Source organism: Sedimentibacter sp. B4 (assembly GCF_000309315.1).
Lineage (GTDB): Bacteria > Bacillota > Clostridia > Tissierellales > Sedimentibacteraceae > Sedimentibacter > Sedimentibacter saalensis.
The window spans coordinates 16,129-38,765 of record NZ_CANG01000029.1 but is presented as its reverse complement, the minus strand read 5'-3'; the positions used below and the strand labels follow the sequence as shown (position 1 = coordinate 38,765).

Annotated in this window: 22 protein-coding genes, 1 pseudogene and 1 riboswitch; of the genes and pseudogenes, 17 read left to right on the top strand and 6 right to left on the bottom strand. The window is 35.6% G+C overall.

What is annotated here, in order from left to right; all coding sequences use genetic code 11:
* From BN358_RS25965 to ord, 6 genes and pseudogenes are all read left to right on the top strand, one after another.
* Window positions 1-235: pseudogene (locus tag BN358_RS25965) on the top strand (PLP-dependent lyase/thiolase); the annotation flags it as partial.
* A gap of 82 nt (window positions 236-317) precedes the next feature.
* Window positions 318-668 (top strand): ornithine aminomutase subunit alpha, encoded by a 351-nt coding sequence (locus BN358_RS04955; protein WP_019228193.1) that lies wholly within the window; start codon window positions 318-320, stop codon window positions 666-668.
* Between the two features lie 13 nt (window positions 669-681).
* Window positions 682-2,877 (top strand): D-ornithine 4,5-aminomutase subunit OraE, encoded by a 2,196-nt coding sequence (gene oraE / locus BN358_RS04950; protein ID WP_019228192.1) that lies wholly within the window; start codon window positions 682-684, stop codon window positions 2,875-2,877.
* Window positions 2,877-4,235, top strand: a complete 1,359-nt coding sequence (locus BN358_RS04945; RefSeq protein ID WP_019228191.1) for a GlmL-related ornithine degradation protein — start codon at window positions 2,877-2,879, stop codon at window positions 4,233-4,235. Before oraE ends, BN358_RS04945 begins: the two co-directional genes overlap by 1 nt.
* A gap of 1 nt (window position 4,236) precedes the next feature.
* Window positions 4,237-5,304 (top strand): ornithine racemase Orr, encoded by a 1,068-nt coding sequence (orr, locus tag BN358_RS04940; protein ID WP_019228190.1) that lies wholly within the window; start codon window positions 4,237-4,239, stop codon window positions 5,302-5,304.
* Between the two features lie 332 nt (window positions 5,305-5,636).
* Complete coding sequence (ord, locus tag BN358_RS04935) at window positions 5,637-6,695, top strand: 2,4-diaminopentanoate dehydrogenase (RefSeq protein WP_019228189.1); 1,059 nt, start codon at window positions 5,637-5,639, stop codon at window positions 6,693-6,695.
* 21 nt (window positions 6,696-6,716) lie between these two features.
* Here ord and BN358_RS22250 read toward each other — a convergent pair whose 3' ends face one another.
* Window positions 6,717-7,799 carry a glycosyltransferase gene (locus BN358_RS22250; protein WP_019228188.1) on the bottom strand — a complete coding sequence of 361 codons (1,083 nt, stop codon included), beginning with the start codon at window positions 7,797-7,799 and terminating at the stop codon, window positions 6,717-6,719.
* A gap of 143 nt (window positions 7,800-7,942) precedes the next feature.
* Here BN358_RS22250 and BN358_RS04925 point away from each other — a divergent pair, with 143 nt between their 5' ends.
* A complete protein-coding gene (locus tag BN358_RS04925) occupies window positions 7,943-8,320 on the top strand; it encodes a GtrA family protein (protein ID WP_019228187.1) in 378 nt (125 codons plus the stop codon).
* 20 nt (window positions 8,321-8,340) lie between these two features.
* On the opposite strand, the gene BN358_RS04920 is transcribed toward BN358_RS04925, so the two are convergent.
* A complete protein-coding gene (locus tag BN358_RS04920; RefSeq protein ID WP_040582047.1) occupies window positions 8,341-9,603 on the bottom strand; it encodes a glycosyltransferase family 2 protein in 1,263 nt (420 codons plus the stop codon).
* Window positions 9,604-9,878: 275 nt separating this feature from the next.
* On the opposite strand from BN358_RS04920, the gene BN358_RS04915 reads away from it, so the two are divergent.
* The 3 genes from BN358_RS04915 (at window position 9,879) to BN358_RS04905 (ending at window position 12,443) form a co-directional block, all read left to right on the top strand.
* Window positions 9,879-11,141: an HlyC/CorC family transporter gene (locus tag BN358_RS04915; protein WP_019228185.1), complete on the top strand. Its 1,263-nt coding sequence runs from the start codon at window positions 9,879-9,881 to the stop codon at window positions 11,139-11,141.
* Window positions 11,142-11,326: 185 nt separating this feature from the next.
* Window positions 11,327-11,923 carry a nucleoside recognition domain-containing protein gene (locus BN358_RS04910; RefSeq protein ID WP_040582046.1) on the top strand — a complete coding sequence of 199 codons (597 nt, stop codon included), beginning with the start codon at window positions 11,327-11,329 and terminating at the stop codon, window positions 11,921-11,923.
* Window position 11,924: 1 nt separating this feature from the next.
* The gene (locus BN358_RS04905; protein ID WP_019228183.1) at window positions 11,925-12,443 is read left to right on the top strand and encodes a spore maturation protein; all 519 of its coding nucleotides are present in this window, start codon (window positions 11,925-11,927) and stop codon (window positions 12,441-12,443) included.
* Here the strand turns inward: BN358_RS04905 and BN358_RS22245 are convergent, their stop codons facing one another.
* The 4 genes from BN358_RS22245 to BN358_RS04885 form a co-directional block, all read right to left on the bottom strand.
* Window positions 12,444-13,031: a DUF5317 domain-containing protein gene (locus BN358_RS22245; RefSeq protein WP_019228182.1), complete on the bottom strand. Its 588-nt coding sequence runs from the start codon at window positions 13,029-13,031 to the stop codon at window positions 12,444-12,446.
* Window positions 13,032-13,040: 9 nt separating this feature from the next.
* On the bottom strand, window positions 13,041-14,354 hold the full coding sequence (locus BN358_RS04895; protein ID WP_019228181.1) for an HD domain-containing phosphohydrolase: 1,314 nt from the start codon (window positions 14,352-14,354) through the stop codon (window positions 13,041-13,043).
* Window positions 14,355-14,578: 224 nt separating this feature from the next.
* Window positions 14,579-15,202, bottom strand: a complete 624-nt coding sequence (locus BN358_RS04890; RefSeq protein ID WP_019228180.1) for a hypothetical protein — start codon at window positions 15,200-15,202, stop codon at window positions 14,579-14,581.
* A gap of 168 nt (window positions 15,203-15,370) precedes the next feature.
* The gene (locus BN358_RS04885) at window positions 15,371-16,087 is read right to left on the bottom strand and encodes an N-acetylmuramoyl-L-alanine amidase (RefSeq protein ID WP_019228179.1); all 717 of its coding nucleotides are present in this window, start codon (window positions 16,085-16,087) and stop codon (window positions 15,371-15,373) included.
* Between the two features lie 103 nt (window positions 16,088-16,190).
* A riboswitch (cobalamin riboswitch) is annotated at window positions 16,191-16,361 on the top strand.
* Window positions 16,362-16,482: 121 nt separating this feature from the next.
* Between BN358_RS04885 and cbiD the strand changes: the two genes are divergently transcribed.
* The 7 genes from cbiD to cbiB are packed head-to-tail and all read left to right on the top strand — an operon-like array spanning window position 16,483 to window position 22,630.
* On the top strand, window positions 16,483-17,568 hold the full coding sequence (gene cbiD / locus BN358_RS04880) for a cobalt-precorrin-5B (C(1))-methyltransferase CbiD (RefSeq protein WP_019228178.1): 1,086 nt from the start codon (window positions 16,483-16,485) through the stop codon (window positions 17,566-17,568).
* Between the two features lie 9 nt (window positions 17,569-17,577).
* Entirely contained in the window at window positions 17,578-18,333 is a 756-nt protein-coding gene (cobM, locus tag BN358_RS04875) for a precorrin-4 C(11)-methyltransferase (protein WP_019228177.1), read from the top strand.
* A 2-nt stretch (window positions 18,334-18,335) separates the two neighbouring features.
* Window positions 18,336-19,094 carry a precorrin-6A reductase gene (cobK, locus tag BN358_RS04870; RefSeq protein ID WP_019228176.1) on the top strand — a complete coding sequence of 253 codons (759 nt, stop codon included), beginning with the start codon at window positions 18,336-18,338 and terminating at the stop codon, window positions 19,092-19,094.
* A gap of 1 nt (window position 19,095) precedes the next feature.
* Window positions 19,096-19,359, top strand: a complete 264-nt coding sequence (locus BN358_RS22760; protein ID WP_019228175.1) for a hypothetical protein — start codon at window positions 19,096-19,098, stop codon at window positions 19,357-19,359.
* Window positions 19,360-19,366: 7 nt separating this feature from the next.
* Entirely contained in the window at window positions 19,367-20,317 is a 951-nt protein-coding gene (gene cbiT, locus BN358_RS04865; protein WP_255346876.1) for a precorrin-6Y C5,15-methyltransferase (decarboxylating) subunit CbiT, read from the top strand.
* A gap of 22 nt (window positions 20,318-20,339) precedes the next feature.
* The gene (locus tag BN358_RS04860) at window positions 20,340-21,683 is read left to right on the top strand and encodes a cobyrinate a,c-diamide synthase (protein ID WP_019228173.1); all 1,344 of its coding nucleotides are present in this window, start codon (window positions 20,340-20,342) and stop codon (window positions 21,681-21,683) included.
* The gene (gene cbiB / locus BN358_RS04855) at window positions 21,680-22,630 is read left to right on the top strand and encodes an adenosylcobinamide-phosphate synthase CbiB (protein ID WP_019228172.1); all 951 of its coding nucleotides are present in this window, start codon (window positions 21,680-21,682) and stop codon (window positions 22,628-22,630) included. Before BN358_RS04860 ends, cbiB begins: the two co-directional genes overlap by 4 nt.
* The last annotated feature ends 7 nt before the right edge of the window (window positions 22,631-22,637 follow it).

Here is a 22,637-nt window from a genome sequence, read left to right as displayed (position 1 = left end):
AGAAATAAAATTTGGAAATCCAAAAGATGAAGTTCCTGGAACAAACATAATACTGCCAGAACATCCATCAATGATAAAAGCAGAAGATGCAGATTTAATACACATGAGAAAATCACTGATAAAAAATGCAGTATCAACATACAATGTAACACCTAATGATGCTGACATAGATTTCCTTGCAGAAGAAACAAACACAAATGTTGAATTTGTAAAAGAAGTAATAGCTTCATTATAAAATATTAAAATAAATAAGGCGTATGAAATGCATACGCCTATTTGCAGATTATAAACTTTAAAAATGCAGGAGGAGCAAAAATATGAAAAGAGCCGACGATTTCGAACAAAGAAGAGTTCATTTGGCAAATCTTTCAGACGAAGAATTATATGATAGATTTTGGAATTTGGCAGAACAAATAGTAGACCCTCTACTTGAATTGGGAAAAAAGAACACAACTCCATCAGTTGAAAGAAGCGTTCTTTTAAGAATGGGATTCTCAAGCCTTGAAGTTAAACCTATTGTTGAAGGCGTTATGAACAAGGGTTTAATGGGAAAAGGTGCTGGAAATGTTGTGTGGAGATTATCTAAGAAACTCGGTATTTCAGTGCGTGAAGCCGGTCTTGAACTTGCTAACGGAAGACACTGGGATGACGTAGATTCATTATTTTAAGGAGGGCATATAGATGAAACTTGATCCTAACAAAAAGTTAGATATAAAAGAATTATTAAAAGACTTGGACAAATATGAACCAAAGAGACGCGGCTGGCACTGGAGAGAAGGAAGAAATGAAAACAGAACTATCGGCGATTTTGAATACCATGAAACTTCAGAAAGCCTTACAAATTCAGTTCCGCTTCCTGGAAGCCGTGGATTCGGATATATCGATCCTCAGCCGGACTGCGTAATCACTACTGAAATTGCTTCAGGAAGATTTGAAGATGATATAAGAAGAATGCGTATGGCTGCTTGGCATGGTGCTGACCATCTGATGGTTATAAGAACTGCAGGACAGTCTCACATTGATTCACTTCTTGAAGGAACAAACCAGGGTATTGGCGGTATCATGGTTACTAGAAAGCAAGTTAGAGCAAGCCGTAAAGCTTGTGATTTAATAGAAGAAGAAGTTGGCCGTCCAATTAACTTCCACTCATACATTTCAGGCGTTGCAGGTCCTGACATTGCTGTTATGTTCGCTGAAGAAGGCGTTAACGGTGCTCACCAGGATCCTCAGTACAATGTGCTGTACAGAAACGTAAACATGGTAAGAAGTTTTGTTGACGCATGCGAAGCAAAGAAAATAATGTCATGGGCTAACATTCTTCAGATAGACGGAGCACACAATGCCAATGCAACAGCTATGAAAGCATGGAAAGTTATGCCTGAACTTATGGTTCAACATGCAATTAACTCAGCTTTCTCAAGAAAAGTTGGTATTAAACCTGAAAATATTGCATTGTCAACAGTTCCTCCTACAGCACCACCTGCACCATGTATGAGACTTGACCTTCCGTATGCAGTTGCTCTTCGTGACTTATTCAGAGAATATAAGATGAGAGCTCAGCAAAATACAAAATACATGGAATCAGACACTCGTGAAGCTGCAGTAACTCACACTATGAACATGATGATTTCAAGACTTACAAGTGCTGATATTCAGTCAACTATCACTCCTGATGAAGGAAGAAACGTGCCATGGCATTATAACAACATCGCCGGAATAATGACTGCTAAACAGTCTCTTACAGGTATGGATGGTTTAAGAGAAATGGTTAAACTTGACAGAGACGGAGTTTTAGGCAAAGATGTAAGAGAACTCAAGGAACGAGCAATATTGTTCATGGAAGAAGTTCTTGAGGTTGGAGGATTCTTTAAAGCTGTTGAACAAGGATTCTTTGTTGACAGCGGTAAATATCCTGAAAGAAACGGAGATGGTATAGCTCGTCAAATCGAAGGCGGTATCGGATACGGTTTCATTTATGAAAGAGATGAAGATTACTTTGCTCCGGTTTCTGTTCACTACGGATACAACAACATTCCTAAGGAGTTTGCAAAAGCCAGCGACGCCATTGGAGGAGATACATTTGAAGACCGTTCAAAAATTATCTACATTGATGAATTAGATGAACATGATAATGTCAACAAGAGACTTGAAGAAGCTGAAAAGTATTATGATACAAATCTTGTAAAACCAGAAGTTGAATGGAGAGCCGACGGTACTGTCCTTCTTTCCATATTCCTTCCTCTTGATGAAAGAACAGCTGAATTTGCAGCCATAAAATGCGGAGAAAAAATGGGTCTAGAAGATGTTACTGTTGTTCACAAACAATGCCTGCACCCATCAGAAGGAACTTACTGTGAAATCAAAGGAAGAGTTAACTTTGACATTGATGTTAATGAACTGGTAATCCCAGAAAAAGTTGAAGTTCTTTCTGTTGAAGAAATAAGAGCTGATATACAGGAAAAACCAATGTTTGTTGTTGCTGCAACTGTAGGCGAAGACGAACATTCAGTTGGACTTAAGGAAACGCTGGACATTAAACACGGCGGTATTGAAGGATTTGGTATTAAGTATGAATATCTTGGAACTTCATGCCCTGTTGAAAAATTAGTTGATGCTGCCATCGAAACAAATGCTGATGCAATATTGGTAAGCACAATTATAACTCATGATGATGTACACATTAAGAACATGAGAAAGATTCATGAACTTTGCATAGAAAAAGGTATAAGAGACAGAATTATGATAGTTTGCGGCGGAACTCAGGTTAACAATGAAATTGCTGTTGAAGCTGGAATGGATGCCGGATTCGGAAGAGGATCCCACGGTATTGATGTTGCAAGCTTCCTAGTAAAAAGAAGAAGGGAAATGAACGCATAGTGAAAGTAAATGTATTGGTAGCCGAAATAGGCAGCACCACTACAGTAGTTAATGCATTCAATGGAATAGGTACTTCTTGCCCGACATTTGTCGGGCAAGGGCAGGCGCCTACGTCTGTTCTTCAGGGGGATGTTACGGTTGGTCTCAAGGGTGCTATTAACGACTTGAAGAAGAATCTCAATGCAGACGAAATAACATGGGATGACATGCTGGCTACAAGCAGTGCTGCTGGTGGTTTAAAAATGACTGTCCATGGTCTTGTTTATGATATGACTGTTCGAGCAGCTAAAGAAGCAGCTCTTGGCGCCGGAGGAATCATTAAGATGATTACTTCAGGCAGGATGAGAAAGACTGATTTAAAGAAAATACAGGAAATAAGCCCCAATATTATTCTTGTTGCAGGCGGTGTGGATTACGGTGAAAGGGAAACAGCTCTTTACAACCTGGAAATGATACTTTCCATGGGACTTAAAACACCCATCATATATGCAGGCAACATTGAAAACCAGGAAGAAGTGCGCCTCATGTGCGAGGAGGCGGGCAATCAGGTATATATTGTGGAAAATGTATATCCGAAAATTGATACATTGGTTGTGGAACCCACAAGAAAAATAATACAAGATGCATTCGAGGAACACATCATCCATGCTCCCGGCATGAGCAAGGTGAGGGAGCTGGTAAAAGGCCCTATAATTCCTACGCCAGGAGCTGTTATGGAAGCAGCAAAAGTATTGAAGGAAGAGTTGGGGGATCTGGTAATCTTTGATGTTGGGGGAGCAACAACAGATGTGCATTCTGTAACAGAAGGGTCAATTGAAATCAATTCAATTTTAATTAGTCCGGAACCGGTTGCCAAACGTACTGTTGAAGGTGACTTAGGCGTATATGTAAATGCAAATCACGTTGTGGAAAAAATAGGAATGGATAATTTGAAAAAAGAATTTCCGGACGCGGAAGAAATTTTGGCAAATTATAAACCTATACCACAAACAGCAAGAGAAATGCAGTTTGTTGAAAGACTCACAAAAGAAGCAGTCCTCACATCACTTGAAAGACATGCGGGGCATCTTCGATATTTCTATACAGCTTCAGGCAAGAAGACTGTTGCTGAAGGAAAAGACCTTACTGCAATAAAATATATAATAGGCACCGGCGGAGCTTTAACAAGGCTTCCGGGCAAAAAAGATATACTGGAACTCATAAAGCATCATGGCAAGGAGCAGGAACTGTATCCTACAGAATTAGCACAGATACTCATAGATGAAGATTATATTTTATCATCTCTTGGAGTGCTTTCTAAAAGTTATCATGACGATGCTCTTGCTTTAATGAAAAAAAGCTTATTTATAGGAGATTGATATGTATCCTAGATTGGTAGTAGATTTAAAAAAAGTAAAAAATAATCTCGACAAAATCACGGAAATGGTGAAGGGCTCAGGATGTTCTTTGATGATTGTAACAAAAGGATACTGCGCAGACATGGAGATTTACAAGCTGTTGGAAAATTCGGAAATTGATTATCTGGCTGATTCCAGAATTCAAAATTTGAAAAAGTACCATGGAACAAAGAAAGAAAGAGTTCTTTTAAGGCTTCCCATGATTTCTGAAGCAGAAGATGTAGTTCTTCACTCTGACATTTCACTAAACTCTGAAATAGAAACAATTAAGCAGTTAAACAAAAATGCAGCTAAACACAACAAAACACATAAAATACTTCTCATGGTAGATCTTGGTGATTTAAGAGAAGGAATATTTTATAAAAACGAAGATGAAATTTATGAGACTATCGAAGAAATATTGAAGCTTGAAAACATAGAGCTTTACGGTCTGGGCGTAAACCTCACATGTTATGGAGCTGTAATACCAAAGAATGAAAATCTTTCTATTTTAGTTGAAACAGCGTCAAAAATAGAAAATAAATTCAACATAAAACTTAAAATGATATCCGGCGGAAATTCAAGCTCTGTCTACCTTATAGGCAAAAATGAACTTCCAAGGGGTATAAACAATTTAAGAGTAGGTGAAGCATTTCTGTTAGGTGATGAAACTGCTTACAGTCAAATGCTTGATGGATTTTATGATGATGCATTTATTCTTGAAGCTGAAATAATTGAATTAAAGGAAAAACAATCTGTGCCCGTGGGAGAAACCGGAGTTGATGCTTTTGGAAACAGACCGGTTTATGAAGACAGAGGCATAATAAAAAGGGCCATAATAGCAGTAGGAAGACAAGACGTAGATCCTGACAACCTACATCCTATAGACTCTAAAATCGACGTATTAGGAGCAAGTTCTGACCACTTGATACTTGATGTTACCAAATCCGACACCCCTTACAAAGTTGGAGATAAAGTAAGCTTTAAAGTGAGCTATTCAAGTTTATTAAGAGCCACAACCAGTGCCTATGTTGAAAAAACTTATAAATAAAAATGCAGGGAAGAAGCATAAGTTTCTTCCCTTATTTTATGCAAAGTTTGTATAAAAAATAACAAAACGTAGCTTAATTGCAAGTATACATTCATAATATGTAATAAAATGCAAAATAATTTGCAGCAACGCAAATTATTTTGCATTTTATTTTATGGAATTTAAAGAAAATAACTAGAAAATATTCAAAAAAGAGTCGCAGCAGAATTATTGATTTAATTTGCATTGGAAATCCAATGTTTCTATAGGTGATAAAAAATATATTGCTACAAGAAAAGTTGGCACGAGAATTGCTTATTATATATGCAGATATAGAATTTAGGAGGAAACAAATGCAAAACGTAAAAGTAGTAATATGGGGACTTGGAGCAATGGGCTCAGGAATGGCAAGAATGCTTTTAAATAAAAAAGGCGTTGACATAGTTGGAGCAATTGATATTGGCAATAAGCTTGGAAAAAGCATGTATGAAGTAATTGGAGCAGAAAGGGGAGACAGAGCTGAAGTAATAGTAAAAACTCCGGAAGAGACAATTACTGAAAAATGTGCTGATGTTTGTTTATGTGTTACAGATTCATTTACAAGCAAAGCTTTTGACAAATTTAAGTTTGTAATGGAAAATAAAATAAATGTAGTTTCAAGTGCTGAAGAAATGGCATATCCTATGGCACAGGAGCCTGAACTTTCTAAGAAGCTTGATGAAATAGCAAAGGAAAACGGAGTGTCTATTCTTGGCACAGGCATCAATCCAGGACTTATTATGGACCTTCTTGTTGTAATTATGACGGGATGCTGTGAATCTGTTGATGAAATCACAGCAAGAAGAGTAAACAGTCTGTCACCTTTCGGACCTACAGTTATGGAAGAACAGGGAATTGGCATATCTCTTGATGAATTTAACCGAAAAGTTGAAACTAACAGCATGTCTGGACATGTTGGATTCCCGGAATCCATCAGCATGATTGCTGATGCCATAGGTTGGAAGGTTGATAAAGTAGAGCAGACTATGGAGCCAATACTTACTGATGTGGACAGAAAATCACCATACGGCTTTGCAAAAGCAGGCAACGTAGCCGGAGTTGCAATGAAGGGATTCGGTTATGTAGATGGAAAAATGAAAATTGAAATGGACCATCCTCAGCAAATAGAACCTGAGCAGGTTGGGGTAAAGACCGGCGACTATGTAATAATCAAAGGAACACCAAACATCAACATGGTAAATTCACCGGAAGTACCGGGAGGCATTGGAACAATAGCAATGTGCGTAAATATGATACCGCAGGTCATAAATTCAAAACCAGGACTGCAGACAATGATATCATTGCCGGTTCCAAGAGCAATAATGGGAGACATGAGAGGGCTTATAGATCCAGAACGAAAAGTTGTAAAATAATATATATTGAAAAAGAGGAGATTATCTCCTCTTTGAATTTTTTGCTTTTCTTATTCTTATTTTTTCAACACTTATGGGATCAGGATTTGTATAAAAGAGAAGATTTCTTATGACAATCCTTTCTTTTGCTGCTTCTTCCTTGCTTCTTAAATCCTTCAGATTTTCAAAGTTGTAGAGTTTTGCACGCTGCAGCACTTCCTTTAGTTTATTGTCTTTTATAATGTATTTTGCTGCCTTCATTCTGTCGTTTAACTTGGCGCTGTTGTTTAAATATATTTCGTTTCCTACAGCACAGGCAGCCATTGCAATATATCTTGAATCAAGCCTGTTCCTCATATATTCGCTTAATTCAGCATCTTCTAATATTTCTTCAAGCTTGTTGTGAACTTTAACCAGGTCCTGCCACATTTTTTCATTGTATGTATGTAGTGAAGAACTTTTATTCTTCATGTAATGATAGTACACTCCGTGGTCAATGCATGCCTTGTCGCAGTAAATAAGAGCCTGGACGTTGAAAATCAAGTCTTCCATAATTGTTATACCCGGCGTAAACCTGAGCTTGAACTTTTCTATGAAGTCTCTTTTGTACAAGCATCTCCAAACACAGCCCATTACATTGTAATACTTAGGCAGTATGTCTTCAATTCCTATCATGTTAGCTATGAGCTCATTTATTATATCCAGTTTGCCAAGAAAATCCTTGTTGAATTTTAGCGTCTTTATTGTGCTTCCAAGCTTTGAATCTTTTGAGTAATTACAAAAAGCAATGCTGCAGTTGTATTTTTCAATTGTGCTGTACATATTTTCATACATGTTTTTTTCTATCCAATCATCAGGATCTACAAAACCTATGTACTTGCCGGATGCATAGTCCATACCGGTGTTTCGGGCAACAGAAACCCCTTCATTCTTTTTGTCAATAATAATAATCCGACTGTCCTTTTTTTGATAATATTTGCATATTTCAAGGCTGTTATCAGTTGAACCGTCATTGACAACAATAATTTCAATTTCCTTTAAGCTTTGAGATAAAATGCTTTCAAGGCATCTGCTTAAATATTTTTCCACATTGTACACAGGAATTACTATGCTTATTATATTCATTTTTATCACCCTATAATATTGTAGTAATTAAATTATATCATCCTTATATAAATTTTCAACACGAGATAAGAAAATGTTTAAGTTTACAGTTTGGTTCAATTGTGCAATAATATTAGTGTAAAATTTAAGCTGCGGGGAATTATATGAATAACAAAATGTCGAGAGAACTCATATCCTACTTAGTTGCAGGAATACTGACAACACTGGTAAATTTTTTGATATATTATGTTTTGATTTTTTTTGGAATTGAATACAAAGCAGCAAATACTACAGCATTCTTAATATCTGTTATTTTTGCATTTTTTATTAATAAAAAATATGTTTTTTTAAGCAACAAAGAATCCACTAAAGAATTTATGAAATTTTTCTCCGGAAGAATATTTACATATGCACTGGATATAGGAACCATGATGGTTCTTGTTGAACTTCTAGGTGCCAGTTTATATTCGGCAAAAATATGGGCAAATGCAGTTGTAATGGTATCAAACTACCTGTTAAGCAAGTTCTGGATATTTAAATAAAAAATCCTCTTGCGAGGATTTTATTGTCTTACTTCTTCAATTGATTTTACAATGCTGTGAGTGATTGGCTTCCACTCAATTTTTCTGAACAGGGCCACTATAGATATTGGTATATAAGTAAATATGAAAATCGGGAATGAAAATATATATTTAATTTTCTTTAGTGGAGTAGAATTAATTTGTTTCCACTCTGTTATTGTTGTAATAAGGCCAAGTGCAAACAACACAAGGTATGAGTTTACTCCTGACATTATTATTGCTCCCGAAGTTTCGCTTATGATCTCAGGATATGTTTCTATGTTAATAAGCCCCACTGTAAGGAAAACAAAATTTATAAATACGCTGGCCAATGACAACAGTAAAGCTGGCATAATTGTCATGAGCATGTCGTAGCAGCTGAAGCTTTTTTTCGTGAATATACTCTTAAACAATGTCTTGCCGTATTTAGCAAATACCTGATAAAAGCCTTTTGCCCAGCGAAGTCTCTGATTCCATGACTGTTCGAATATATAAGGCTGTTCATCGTAAAGCACAGCTGTACCGCAGTATCCTATCTTTTCACCTTCTATGGCGTTGTCAATTGAAAATTCAATGTCTTCAGTAAGCAGATGATGCTTCCAGCCGTTGTTTTTTCTTATTATATCGTCGCTTACCATGAAGCCTGTTCCTGAAATAGCACAGCCTGTGTTAAGCATCATTCTTGAGTTGTTAAGATATTTTGCTTCTCTTAAGAACCAAAGAGAATAACCTGCTGATATCCAGTTTGTGTCATAATTTTTGGAATTTCTGTAACATGTAACTATTTTATATCCGTTGTCAAATACTTTATTCATTTCTGCTACATAGTTTTCATCAAGCAAATTATCCGCATCGAAAACAAAATATCCGTTATAATGTTCATCACTTGCAATTATACTTTTAAACGCGTAATCAAGTGCATATCCTTTGCCCACATTTTGTCTGTTGAATCTTTCTAATACATACGCCCCTGCATCTCTTGCCACATCAGCTGTGTTATCGGTGCAGTTATCTGCAACCACATAAATATCAATCAGTTCAGAAGGATATTTTTGTTGTTTGATGCTGTTAATCAATTGCCCTATTACGGCACTTTCATTTCTAGCTGCAATAACCACGGCATATTTGTTGTTTTTTTGGGCAGTCATTACCTTGCTTTTTCTGAACAGTGCAATAACCACGTAATATGCCTGGTAAAAATAAAAACCTGTAAATAATATTAAAATAATAAAGTTAAATATATTTATAAATGATAACAATTTCATACCTCCACATTTATGTTGTTTCTGCTTACGCTTTGAAGTATAACATTTATTGTTTTTTAATCAATTAAGTATTTCTTAATTTTGTTTTAAAATTTATGAAAACGATGGTAATTTTATAAATTTGTTTTACTATTATTGCTGCAAAGTTTTTTTTTATGCTTTGGAAAATTTCTAAAAATTCCTTGCTTTTGTTGAAATTAGAAAATCAATTGACTATTGACAAAGTGTAGATTATAATTAAAGTACTATTAAAAAATTAGGAGTGATTTACAATAATGGATGATGACGGTATAAGTCAGGTCGCAATATTAATAATTTTGTTGATAATGTCAGCATTTTTTTCTGCATGCGAGGCAGCATTTAATGATTACAGCAGAATAAGGATGAAAAACCTGGCTTGTTCAAACAACAAAAAAGCAGAGTTAGTCATTAGATTGGATGAAAAAAGCGACAGTCTAATATCAACTATTCTTATTTTTAACAATACTTTCAATATTACTGCTGCTTCACTTGCAGTGTATATTTTTTCTAGAAATTTTGAAAGTAATGGAATTGCAATTTCAACTACATTGATACTTCTTGCAATTCTTATTTTTGGGGAACTCATTCCAAAAGGTTTAGCGCAGTTTGCACCTGAAAAATTTGCAATGTTTTCAGCGCCCATGATGAGCATATTTATTTTCTTGTGTTCACCCATAAATGCGGTTCTTGCAGTTTTAAAGAAAATGTTTTACAAATTGTTTGAATCTGAGATTCAGCCTTCAATTACTGAAGATGAACTTAGAACAATGATTGATGAGGTTGAAAACGAAGGAGTAATAAACAAAAATGAAAGTGATTTGATTCGTTCTGCTATAGAATTCAATGAAACTGTAGTAGAAGACATATACACACCAAGAATAGAAATTGTAGGAATTGAGGAAGATGAAAGCCTGGATGAAATCAAGGAAAAATTCTTGGTCAGCGGTTATTCAAGATTACCGGTTTTCCAGGGAGACATGGACAACATTGTGGGAGTTCTTCATGAAAAAGATTTTTATCAGGCTCTCAGCAGAAAAGAAAAAGACATTAAAAAGCTTGTTTCCAAGATTATATATATAACTCCAAACAAGAAAATTTCAGAACTTTTAAAGGAACTTCAAAGGTCGAAAGCACACATGGCTGCTGTAATTGATGAATATGGCGGAACTGAAGGAATTGTAACCATGGAAGACATCATAGAAGAACTAGTGGGAGAAATTTGGGATGAGCATGATGAAGTTATAGAATGGTTTAAAAAAATCGGAGATGACAAATATCTGGTTTCATGCAATGCCGATGTTGACGACATGTTCGAATTGTTTAATATTGAGCCTGATGAAGAAGTAGATGTAACAACAGTTAACGGATGGATTACAATGCTTTTTGAAGAAATTCCTGATGTGGGCGGAAAAATGGTTTATAAAAACCTTCACATAACCATAACAAAGGCAGAAGCAAAAAGAGTTCTTGAAATTCAGGTGGAAAAAATAAACGAAGAAGAAAATAAAACTTTTTAAATATAATCAAAAGAGCGCAAATACAGGAGAACAGTTCATGGAGATTCTTCAAGCATAATATAAATAACTAAGCAGCAATATTGCTGCTTTTTATTTTAGTCAGCATAATAAAAATCCTGTGAAATATAATTAATAAAGGATGTCTGATTTAATGTCTCAACTATGTTGGGGCATGTTATTTATTAATGATTAATTGCGGGGTTGATTTCTTGAGGAATTTGTGGATTGGTTTAATTTTCACGGGTATATTGTTTTCTTTTGCCAACGGAAGACCGGAGGTGCTTACAGATGTGCTTTTGTTTGACCTGCAAAAGGCAGTTGATCTTATAATAAGTCTTGTTCCGGTTATGGCTTTCTGGACAGGTATGATGCGTATTGTGGAAAAATCGGGAATTTTAAATAAAATATCTGAATTTTTAAGACCTGCAGTCAAGTTTTTATTCAAGGAAGTTCAAAATGACACGAACGCTGTTAATGCAATAGTTATGACTATTGCTGCAAATATGCTGGGTATAGGTAATTCTGCCACAGCCTTTGGTATAAAGGCAATGCAGGAAATGCAAAAAATTAACAGTGATAAAAAAACAGCAAATAATGCAATGTGTATGTTTTTGATTATTAACGTGTCTTCAATACAGCTTATTCCATTAAGCATCATAAAATTAAGAGCAGATTCAGGAGCCTCAGTTCCGGCGGATATTATGCTTCCTACTATTGCTGCAACAACATTTTCTACAATTATAGCTGTTATGCTTGCTAAATATTATGAAAGGAAAATGTGAAATGAATTTTTCTGATTTAATCATGCCCTTTGTTGTGGGCGGTATTCTTTTTTATGGAATTATTGCGGATGTGGACATATATTCTGCATTTATTGAAGGGGCTATGGATGGAGCAAAATCAGCATTTAAAGTATTTCCTTACATACTTGCAGTTATATTTGCAATAAATTTGTTCATTCATTCCGGAGCGGAAGAATTTATTGTCAGTCTGTTAAGGCCTGTAACGGATATTTTGGGATTTCCTCCGGAACTTCTGTCCCTTGCTGTTATTAAACCATTGTCAGGAGGAGGATCATTGGGGGTTTTTCAATCTATACTGGATAATTATGGAGCGGATTCTTTTATTGGAAGGAGTGCCTCTATACTGATGGGTTCATCTGAAACTATTTTTTATACAACTGCAGTGTACTTTGGTGCTGTTGGCATAACAAACACAAGACACACAGTCAAGGTGGGGCTTATGGCACACGTAGCTTCCATATTTGCAGCGCTTGTTGTGGGAAGACTCATGTTTATGTAATTATTTTACGATTTTACGTGACTTTTTTCCTTCAAGCAGGTCCTGCCAATATGCAAATACGCCTGCCAGCAAAAAAACATCACCAATGCTAATGGTCTTGGAAAAAGGATAGGGAGAAGGAATGGTTATGATGTCGCAAAGAAACTTGAATTTTGTTTTGTCTGTAAGCAGAGAATGTATTAAATCCTGACCTGTCTGAAGATACAGCCTTTTAGCTTCAACATCTCCTAGAACATCAGAAACAAAGACGGGCATCTTAAAACCATTTGAAGCAATTGCTATGAAATTAAGCAATGTTCCAATAAAAAAAAGCATCATGTAGGACTTTTTTATGTTTATTGCAGCTACATAAAAAATAGCAAAATAAATCAGCCAGCTAAGTGAAAGATACCTTAACAAGCTGCTGCTGGGAAACCTTCTAAACAAAAATTGAGCAGTAATTTCTATTACTGCTGTCAATATTAATAACTTGTAGCCCTTTATCTCAAAATTTCGATTAGTGATATCAGGACTTTTTTTTGTTGTTATTAAAATTAATATTGCAATTAAAATTGATAAAATGGATATCAATATTATTTCTGAAATCATAATGCACCTTTATTCAGATAAGCTAAAATATGTTGCCTTCAAAGCAATTATTGCATCATCCACTATGTCAGGATTAAACTGCGTTCCAGCATTTATTTTTATTTCATTGAGTGCTGTTTCAAGACTTAGTGAATGTCTGTATGGTCTGTTTGTTGTCATGGCATCAAAGGAATCCGCAATTGTAAGAATTGAAGTTTCCAACGGAATTTTATCATGGTCCAAACCGTCAGGATAGCCTCTTCCGTCATTCCTTTCGTGGTGATGTCTTATTATTTCTGTAATGTTTGAAAGATAGCTTAAATCTGAAATTATTGTTGCTCCTATTTCAGGATGAGATTTAATAGTGTCAAATTCTTCTTTTTCAAGCTTTCCATCCTTATTGAGAATTTTCTTGTCTATTCCTATTTTACCTATGTCATGTAATAGGGCTGCACTCTTTATTAAATCAATTTTACCTTGCGGAAGACCAAGTTGTTTGGCAATAGCTTCTGCATAGGCACCAACTCTCATGGAATGACCGCTGGTATATGGGTCGCTTGCTTCTATGGCTCGTACAAGGACATTCATGGTGTCAAAATAATTCTTGCGCATGTCTATGTAAAGTTTGAATGTGTATCTTGCAAATAAAAGTGGAATGAAGAACAAAAGCATTCCGCCTGTTCCGTAGCTATAAAAGGCAAAAGCAAGTATTATGCCTAAAAGGCTTACAAGCAATATGTTAATCAGCATTCCATAAAAACTACTTTTCCATATGTTTGAAAATTTTTCTTTTAATAATATAGCCATTAACACTGACATGCAAAAAGTGTTTAACAAAATATAAACAATTAATGCTGCAATGCCTGCTACCGGATTGTAAAATACAAATCTTACCTTAAGGAGATCGTCTACAACAACATATGCTAATCCAGCTATGCCTGTATTAATAAAATATTGGCTTATATTAAAGATTGTTTTATAAGGTGGATTATTAAATATATGAACTCTCCCTTTGCCGTCAACGTAGGGGCATCTGAACGCTACACCAGCTGCCATTACAACGGCAGCAATCAGAGGGTTTGTCAAGATTATTGCAGTAAATGCCAATGCTGTGCTGACTGATATGGCACCTATTTTAGGCAACGGTATTAGAAATGTTTCTGCTACGGCTGATAATACGCAGAAAACCGTTAGCAAAGTATAATCTTCGATTGTATACATTTCAAAAAAATTAATCAATAACATTATAGCAATGGCTGCTAACAATGTTATGTATACATATAATTTTATATTAATTTTTTGTTTTTCTAGATTATTATTCATTGTACTTACACCATCTACCATTTTTTAACCTCTATATTTCTATATAATGAAGGGCTGACAAATGATCAATTAATTTTTATAGCCAGCTGATGCTTGCGCCTGCAGCCAATACCAAAGATACTAAAGAAGCTATTATAGGCATTAATTTTTTCATGGGAATCCTCCGACAGTCAGTCTCTGCTCAGTTCGCTATTAGAACAGGAAGGATCCGCTACGCTAGTTTTGAAATATTTTAGTCAGCCCGATCATTCTTTTATATACAAACAGATTTTTCTGTTTATAGCATTTAATGTTGCCTTTATTGTAGAATCAATTTTGTTTGTTGTAACTATGGAGGAACCGATGAGAACATTTTCCTTCCCGTGGTCTATTTGAGTTATTGCTGCTACCATTACGTCTTTGCCTGCAACTTTGGCAGTCTGTATGTCTTCTACAATGAAGCAGTCAAGGTCAATGGCTTTTTTTATAGAATCCAGTGTAGATAAAGCAGCAACCATGAGTGTGTTTTTTTCTGTTTTAATTCCTTCAGCTTGTCCTGTATATTCTTTTTCATCCCAGGAAAGCTTTGTGTTTATTTTTATTCTGTCAGAAGAAGTTTCATTTGTGTAACCGTCATACAACAGCCTGAAATCAGTGTTGATTGAAATGTTTTTATTGATTTGTGCAACACTTATAATTTTATAATCCACATCTAAATTAAAATGAGACAACAAAGCAGTTCTGATATCACGTGATATTTGCTTTGAATGTCTACTGCTGTCAGACAGCACATGTATTTCGCTTATATTGTTGTTTGCATCAGAAATAATTTTACACGACAAGACAGATTTTATATTGGCTAAAAAATACTCCACTTCATCAAAATTCATATTATTCCTCCAAATGTTATACTACACGCTTTCAGTATAATACACATTTCGCATATTTTCAACAATTTAATTAAGAAATTTTCATATTTTTATCAATATTATACAAAAAAAACACATCTTTTCGACAAAATGAAAAAATGTGTTTACTTTGTGTTTACTTAATGACTGTTAAATTTCATTGAAATATTTCATAAGTCCTGTATATATTGCCCAGGCTGTTTTTTCCTGGTATTCATCAGATACAAGATTTTGTTCTTCAGCTGGATTGGATAAAAATCCACATTCAATTAATAAAACAGTGTTTTTTGTATCATCCATTATTTTTATATCTTGTTTAATTTGTGGAACTCGCTGGTTTTCTGGATCAAGGATTGTTTTCAGACTGTCCTGTAAAATAAAGGCTGCTGTTTTTCCGTACTCATTGTTTTTTTGGTAAAAAACATGAGAACCGTAATATTGTTTTTGTGGAAATGCATTTAAATGTATGGAAACAACTATATCAGCATTTGAATTGTTTATGGTGCTCACTCTGTTTTTCAAATCTTCGTTTTTCTTATCTCTGATTGTATCTGATGCTGATGAATAAAGACCCGTATCATCATATCTTGTCATTTCAACTTCAAAACCGCTTCCTTCAAGAAATGTCATGAGTTTTTTAGATATTTCAAGATTAATGGGGGCTTCTCCTATATGAAGGCTTCCGCTTGCACCCTGATCGATGCCCCCGTGACCTGGATCTATGAGAATTTTTATTTTATCCAGTTTTTCACTTGTTCCGTTGATTGTTTCGCTGGTAATTCCTATATTTGAAAATAATATCAGCAAGGCTGTGATTATCAAAGCAATTGAAAATACTATATTTACTTTTTTAAATAATTCTTCCATATATCCTCCAAAACATTTTCTTATTTAAGATTATGAAGACTGAAAATTTATTATTACTATAATCTCATTTGACAATATGTATTTTTTAATATATAATGAGCTCAACTAAATATTAAAGTTTGGTAACTATAGTTTTAAAAGGGAAAACAGTAAAATCTGTTACAGCCCCCGCTACTGTGAAAGGTGATAAGGCTCAAAACCACTGTGATAAACGGGAAGGTGAGCTTTAGATGAACCGATAGTCAGGAGACCTGCCAAATTTTGATTTGAAGATTTTCGGGAGGATTATCTTAAATGTTAGAGTATATTTACTGCACATACATGTCTTCCAAGAAATTGGAAGATTTTTTATTTTGGAATAATTTAAACAAAGTATATAGTCTCAGGGTGATATTATGAGGGATTATATTATAAAAGACGGTAAAAAATTAAGGTGCGGATATACAACCGGAACATGTGCAGCAGCTGCTTCATCTGCTGCGGCAATTATGCTTCTCACAGGGAAGACAGTTGACAATGTGCAAGTGAGATTGCCCTTAGGAGAAACAATTTTCATGGACATAAAAAATCCATGTTTTGATGTTCAAGGGGTAAGCTGCAGCGTCACGAAAGACAGCGGCGATGATCCGGATATAACTGACGGCATTGAAATTTATGCTAAAGTGAGCCTTGATGACACAGGAAAAATAAATATTTATGGGGGGCAGGGAGTAGGAAGGGTTACTCAAAAGGGACTTGACTGCCAAGTTGGCGAGGCAGCCATAAATTCTGTTCCTAGAAAAATGATAACTGAAAATCTTAAGAGAATTTCAAACGAGTACAAGTACAGGGGAGGAATGAGCGTAACAGTATACGTTCCGGAAGGTGAAGAAAAAGCCTTGAAAACATTCAATCCTCAGCTTGGAATAATTGGAGGCATATCCATACTTGGAACAACAGGAATAGTTGAACCCATGAGTGAGAAAGCTCTTGTTGACAGTTTGAAAATAGAGATGAAAGTAATAAGAGAAAAGGGCTATCTAAGACTTCTTGCTTTTCCTGGAAATTACGCTGAGAAATTTATAGACAGCACTTTGGGAATACGAGGAGAAAACAGTCTTAAGTTCAGCAATTACTTAGGAGAGGTGCTGGATTTTTCTGTGGAGCTTGGTTTCAAGGAAGTTCTCATTGTAGGGCACATAGGCAAGATGGTTAAGGTAGCCGGAGGAATGCTCAATACACATTCTCATAACGGTGATTTCAGGATGGAAGTTATTGCATGTTACGCAGCCTTGTACGGTGCAGGAAGCTCTGCAATAAATGAAATTTTATCAAGCGCCACAACAGAACATGCTTTATCAATACTTGAAAGAGAAAATATAGAAAAGCTTGTATTGCAGAAAATAAGCGAAAAAGCTGAATATTACATAAATAAGCGTGTAAACAACACCGTTAAAACAAAACTCATAATTTATTCAAACGACAAAGGCATATTAAATTAAGGAGAAATCATGGTACATTTTGTTGGAGCAGGCCCTGGAGCCGCAGATTTAATTACATTAAAGGGGCACAATTTATTGCAGAGAGCAGATGTAGTAATATATGCAGGCTCACTGGTAAATCCTGAACTTTTAAAATACACAAGGGATAATTGCCAGATTTATAACAGTGCAAACATGACTCTTGAAGAAGTAATAGATGTTATAAAGACCGCTGAAAAAGAAAATAAAGACACTGTGAGGCTTCACACCGGAGATCCAAGCATTTATGGGGCAATACGAGAACAAATTGATATTTTAAAAGAGCTTCATATTGAATTTGAAGTTGTTCCGGGAGTAAGTTCGTTTTTTGGAGCAGCAGCTTCTTTAAATGCTGAATACACTCTTCCGGATGTAAGTCAGACCGTTATTATTACCCGTATGGAGGGTAGGACTCCAGTGCCGGATAGAGAAAAAATAAGGTCACTGGCTTCCCATAAATCAACCATGGTTTTGTTCCTGAGCTCAGGACTTTCTGAAAAGCTTTCGGACGAACTGATTATGGGCGGATATGAACCCAGTACGCCAGTTGCAGTTGTTTACAAAGCAACATGGCCTGATGAAAAAATATTTCATGCTACCGTTGCAACTCTTCCTGAAATTATGAAAACAAACAACATAACGAAGACAGCCCTTATTCTTGTTGGAAACTTCTTGGGAAATGACTACAAAAGAAGTGAATTGTACAATCCTTCTTTTACACATGAATTCAGAAAGGCAGAAAATTAGAGATGAATATCTGTATTTTCGGAGGAACCACAGAAGGAAGAAAACTTGCAGAATTTTTGTCTGAAAACAACATAAAGACAGACTTATTCATTGCAACAGAGTACGGGCAGCAGTTTTTGAAAAATATAAATAACATTTCTGTATATCAAAAGCGCATTGATGAAAAAGAAATGGTAAATCTTTTTCTTGAAAAAAAATATGACTGGGTGGTGGATGCAACTCATCCATTTGCACGGCTTGTATCTCACAATATTGTGAAGGCAACACTTGTAAGCGGCACAAGATATATGAGAGTAATAAGAAATTCAATTGAAAACAAAGACTGCATTTATTTTCAGTCTTTCTCGGAATGCATTGATTATCTTAAAAATAAAGAAGGAAACATTTTGCTTGCTACCGGCAGCAAGGATCTTGACAAGTTCACGGCAGTTGAAAATTATAGTGAAAGAATTTATGTGAGGATTCTTCCTATGGAAAGTTCACTTAAAAGATGCATTGAGCTTGGATATGAGAACAAAAATATAATATGCATGCAGGGACCATTCAGCACGGAACTTAATGCTGCAATGATAAAAAGCACAAATGCAAAGTTCCTTGTAACAAAGGAAAGCTCAGATTCCGGAGGATTTGACGAAAAGGTTCAGTCATGTGTGAACACGGGAGCAAAATGCCTTGTAATAAGGAAGCAATATGAAGACGGATTAACACTGGATGAAATAATGAACTTTTTTAAAAAAACGATCATGGAACAGGCAGGCTAACATGAAAAAATTAAATATTGTTGGATTAGGTATTGGCAGCAACAATTACATTCATTCCGCAGCAAAGGGAGCAATTGAAGAAGCAGACTGCCTCATAGGCGCCAGGAGAATGCTTGAAAGCTTTGAGTTTTTACATAAAGAAATGTTTGAAAGCATATGCACTCAGGATATTATAGATTATATAAAACATTCAAAGTGCAGAGTTTTCAGTTTGCTTGTGTCTGGAGATTCAGGATTTTACAGTTTGTCAAAAAAAATAAACTGAAAATCTTCTGAAAGGCCATGAAGTAACAGTTGAAAATATTCCTTCAATCAGTTCCATGCAGTATTTGTGTTCTAAATTAAATATTTCATGGGACGATGTTAAGCATCAAAGCGCTCACGGAAGAGACATTAACATTGCAGCTGCTGTAATGTTCAGCAAAAAAACATTCTTTTTAACTGGTGGAGAATTTGGTCCCGGTGAAATATGCAAAGTTCTTTGCACTAAAGGATTGGGTCATGTAAATGTCACTGTAGGTGAAAATTTATCATACCCAAACGAAAAAATCATTACAGATACAGCATTCAATTTATCCCTGATGAATTTTGACAGCCTTAGTGCAATGTTGGTAGAAAACCGTGAAGCTCTTGATATAAACATTGGAATGCGAAGCATAGGGGATGATGAGTTTATAACAGGAAATATTCCCATGACCAAAAGCGAAGTAAGAACTATATCCATAGGAAAGCTTAACATAAAAAACAGTTCAACAGTCTATGATATTGGCGCAGGAACAGGCTCCGTTTCAATTGAAACTGCTCTTAAGCTCAGCTTTGGTCAGCTTTATGCCATTGAAAAAAATGAAGAAGCCATAAGTTTAATTAAAAAAAACAAAGAAAAATTCAAAGCATACAACATAGATATAGTAAAGGGACTGGCTCCTGACTGTCTTGAAAATCTTCCAAGCCCTGACTGTGTGTTCATAGGGGGAAGCGGAGGAAATCTTGAAAAAATAATCTGTGAAGTTTTGAAAAAAAATAAAACTGCAAATGTTGTTATAAATGCCATAGCCCTTGAAAGCGTCAATGAAGCCATAAGGTGCATGGAAAAGTTCAAATTTGAACATGTTGAAATAACAAACGCATGGATTTCAAAATCAAAAAAAATAGGATCATACAACATGATGATGGGACAAAACCCCATTTATATTATAAGCGGTAAGGGAAGTGGTTTAAATTAAAACAATCAAGGCACCGAGAATAATGATAGCTGCAGCAGGCAGCGGCAGCGGAAAAACAACAGTCACAACGGCTCTTCTTAAGGCATTTTTGCTTGAAGGCAAAAATGTTGCAGCCTACAAGTGCGGCCCTGACTACATAGACCCCATGTTTCACAGCGAGGTTATAAAAATTCCTTCAAGAAACATTGACACATTTATACTTGGAGAAAACAACGTCAAATATGTAGTTGGAAAGAACAGCCTTAGCATGGATATATCGGTTGTAGAAGGAGTAATGGGATATTACGACGGTACAGGAATAGGAACTAATGGCAGCTCATATGAAATTGCAAGACTGCTCGGTTGTCCTGTTGTGTTGGTTTTAAACTGTGAAGGAATGGCAGTATCTGTTTGTGCAGTAATTGAAGGATTTAAAAACTTCAGGGAAGAAAGCAACATCAAGGGCGTCATACTCAACAACATTTCCGAAGGGATGTACCGGTATTACAAAAATATTATTGAAACAAACATACAAGTGAAGGTTTATGGCTATATGAACCGTCTTGAAGACTGCAAACTTGAAAGCAGGCACCTTGGACTTGTCACTGCACAGGAAATAGGAAATTTACAGTCCATAGTAAACACTCTCGGAGAAAATGCTTCAAGAACAATTGACATTAAAGGATTAAATGAACTTGCACTAACTGCTCCTGTTATTGAATATGAAGACCCTGCAATAGAAAAAAAGGACGAAGTAAATATTGGCATTGCATATGACAAATCATTTTGCTTTTATTACAGGGACAGTCTTGAAGTTCTGGAAAAAATGGGAGCAAATTTAATATATTTCAGTCCAATGTCTGATAAAAAACTTCCGGACAATTTAAGCGGTCTGATTTTTGGAGGTGGTTATCCTGAACTTTACATGGATGATCTTTCAAATAACAAGTCAATGCTTGAAGACATAAAAGAAAAAATTAGTTCAGGTATTCCAACATTTGCAGAGTGCGGAGGCTACATGTATCTTCTTGACAGTTTTAAAGAAGACGGCAATGAATATGAACTTGCAGGAGTTTGTGAAGGTCAAAGCTACATGACAAACAGGCTGAACAATTTCGGCTACGTTACGTTAACTGCAGAAAAGGACAATCTTATGTGCAAAAAAGGCGAGAAAATAAACGGACATGAATTTCATTACAGCACAAGCACTAATCTTGGGGATGCATTTACAGCAACAAAGCCTGAATCGGAAAAAACATGGAAGTGCATAGTTGCTGACGACACAAAATTCATGGGATATCCTCATCTGCACTTTCTTGGAAATATTGATTTTGCAAGAAATTTCATGGATACGGCAATAAGTTACCAAAAGGGGCACATAAAATGATACCGTTGATTTTAGGTTATACACTTGACTTGTTAGTAGGAGATCCACAGGGTTTTCCTCATCCCATAAGGCTCATAGGGAAGATGATAGAAAATGTTGAAGTGGTTTTAAGAAAAAAATGCAAAAGTGCTAAGGATGAAAGGCGTGCAGGAATTATTCTATGGTTTGTTGTGGTTTTGACTTCGTATTTTGTGCCTCTTGTTATATTGTGGCTATCATCAAAAATCAGCCTTTTGCTTGCAGGGGCAATTGAAGCAATAATGTGTGCATTTATTCTGGCAACAAAGAGTCTTAAGGATGAAAGCATGATTGTTCATAAATATCTTGAACAAAATGACTTAAGCTCTGCTAAGAAATATTTGTCATACATAGTGGGCAGGGATGTGGAAAATCTAAACAGCAATCAAATTGCCAAGGCGGCAGTAGAAACTGTTGCTGAAAACACATCTGACGGTGTAATAGCTCCAATGTTATTTATTCTTATTGGAGGAGCACCATTGGGATTTTTGTACAAATCAATAAACACCCTTGATTCAATGGTTGGATACAAGAATGAAAAGTACATAAACATGGGAAGGTTCTCTGCTCTTATTGATGATGCAGCAAATTTTTTGCCATCAAGAATTGCATCTTATCTTATGATTGCAGCTTCCTACATATTGAATATGGATTATGTGTCAGCCAACAGAATATACAATAGAGACAGATACAATCACAAGAGCCCCAATTCGGCACATACAGAATCCGTATGTGCAGGAGCATTGAACATTATGCTTGGTGGTCCTAATTATTATGGAGGAATTCTTGTAACAAAGCCTACCATTGGTGATGACAAGAGACCAGTTGTGAACGACGACATAAAAAAAGCAAACAAGCTCATGTATGCAACGTCTTTATTGTGCCTGGGTATTGGGATAACAGTAAAGTTTTTAATCTTGAGTTTTTAATATGGAG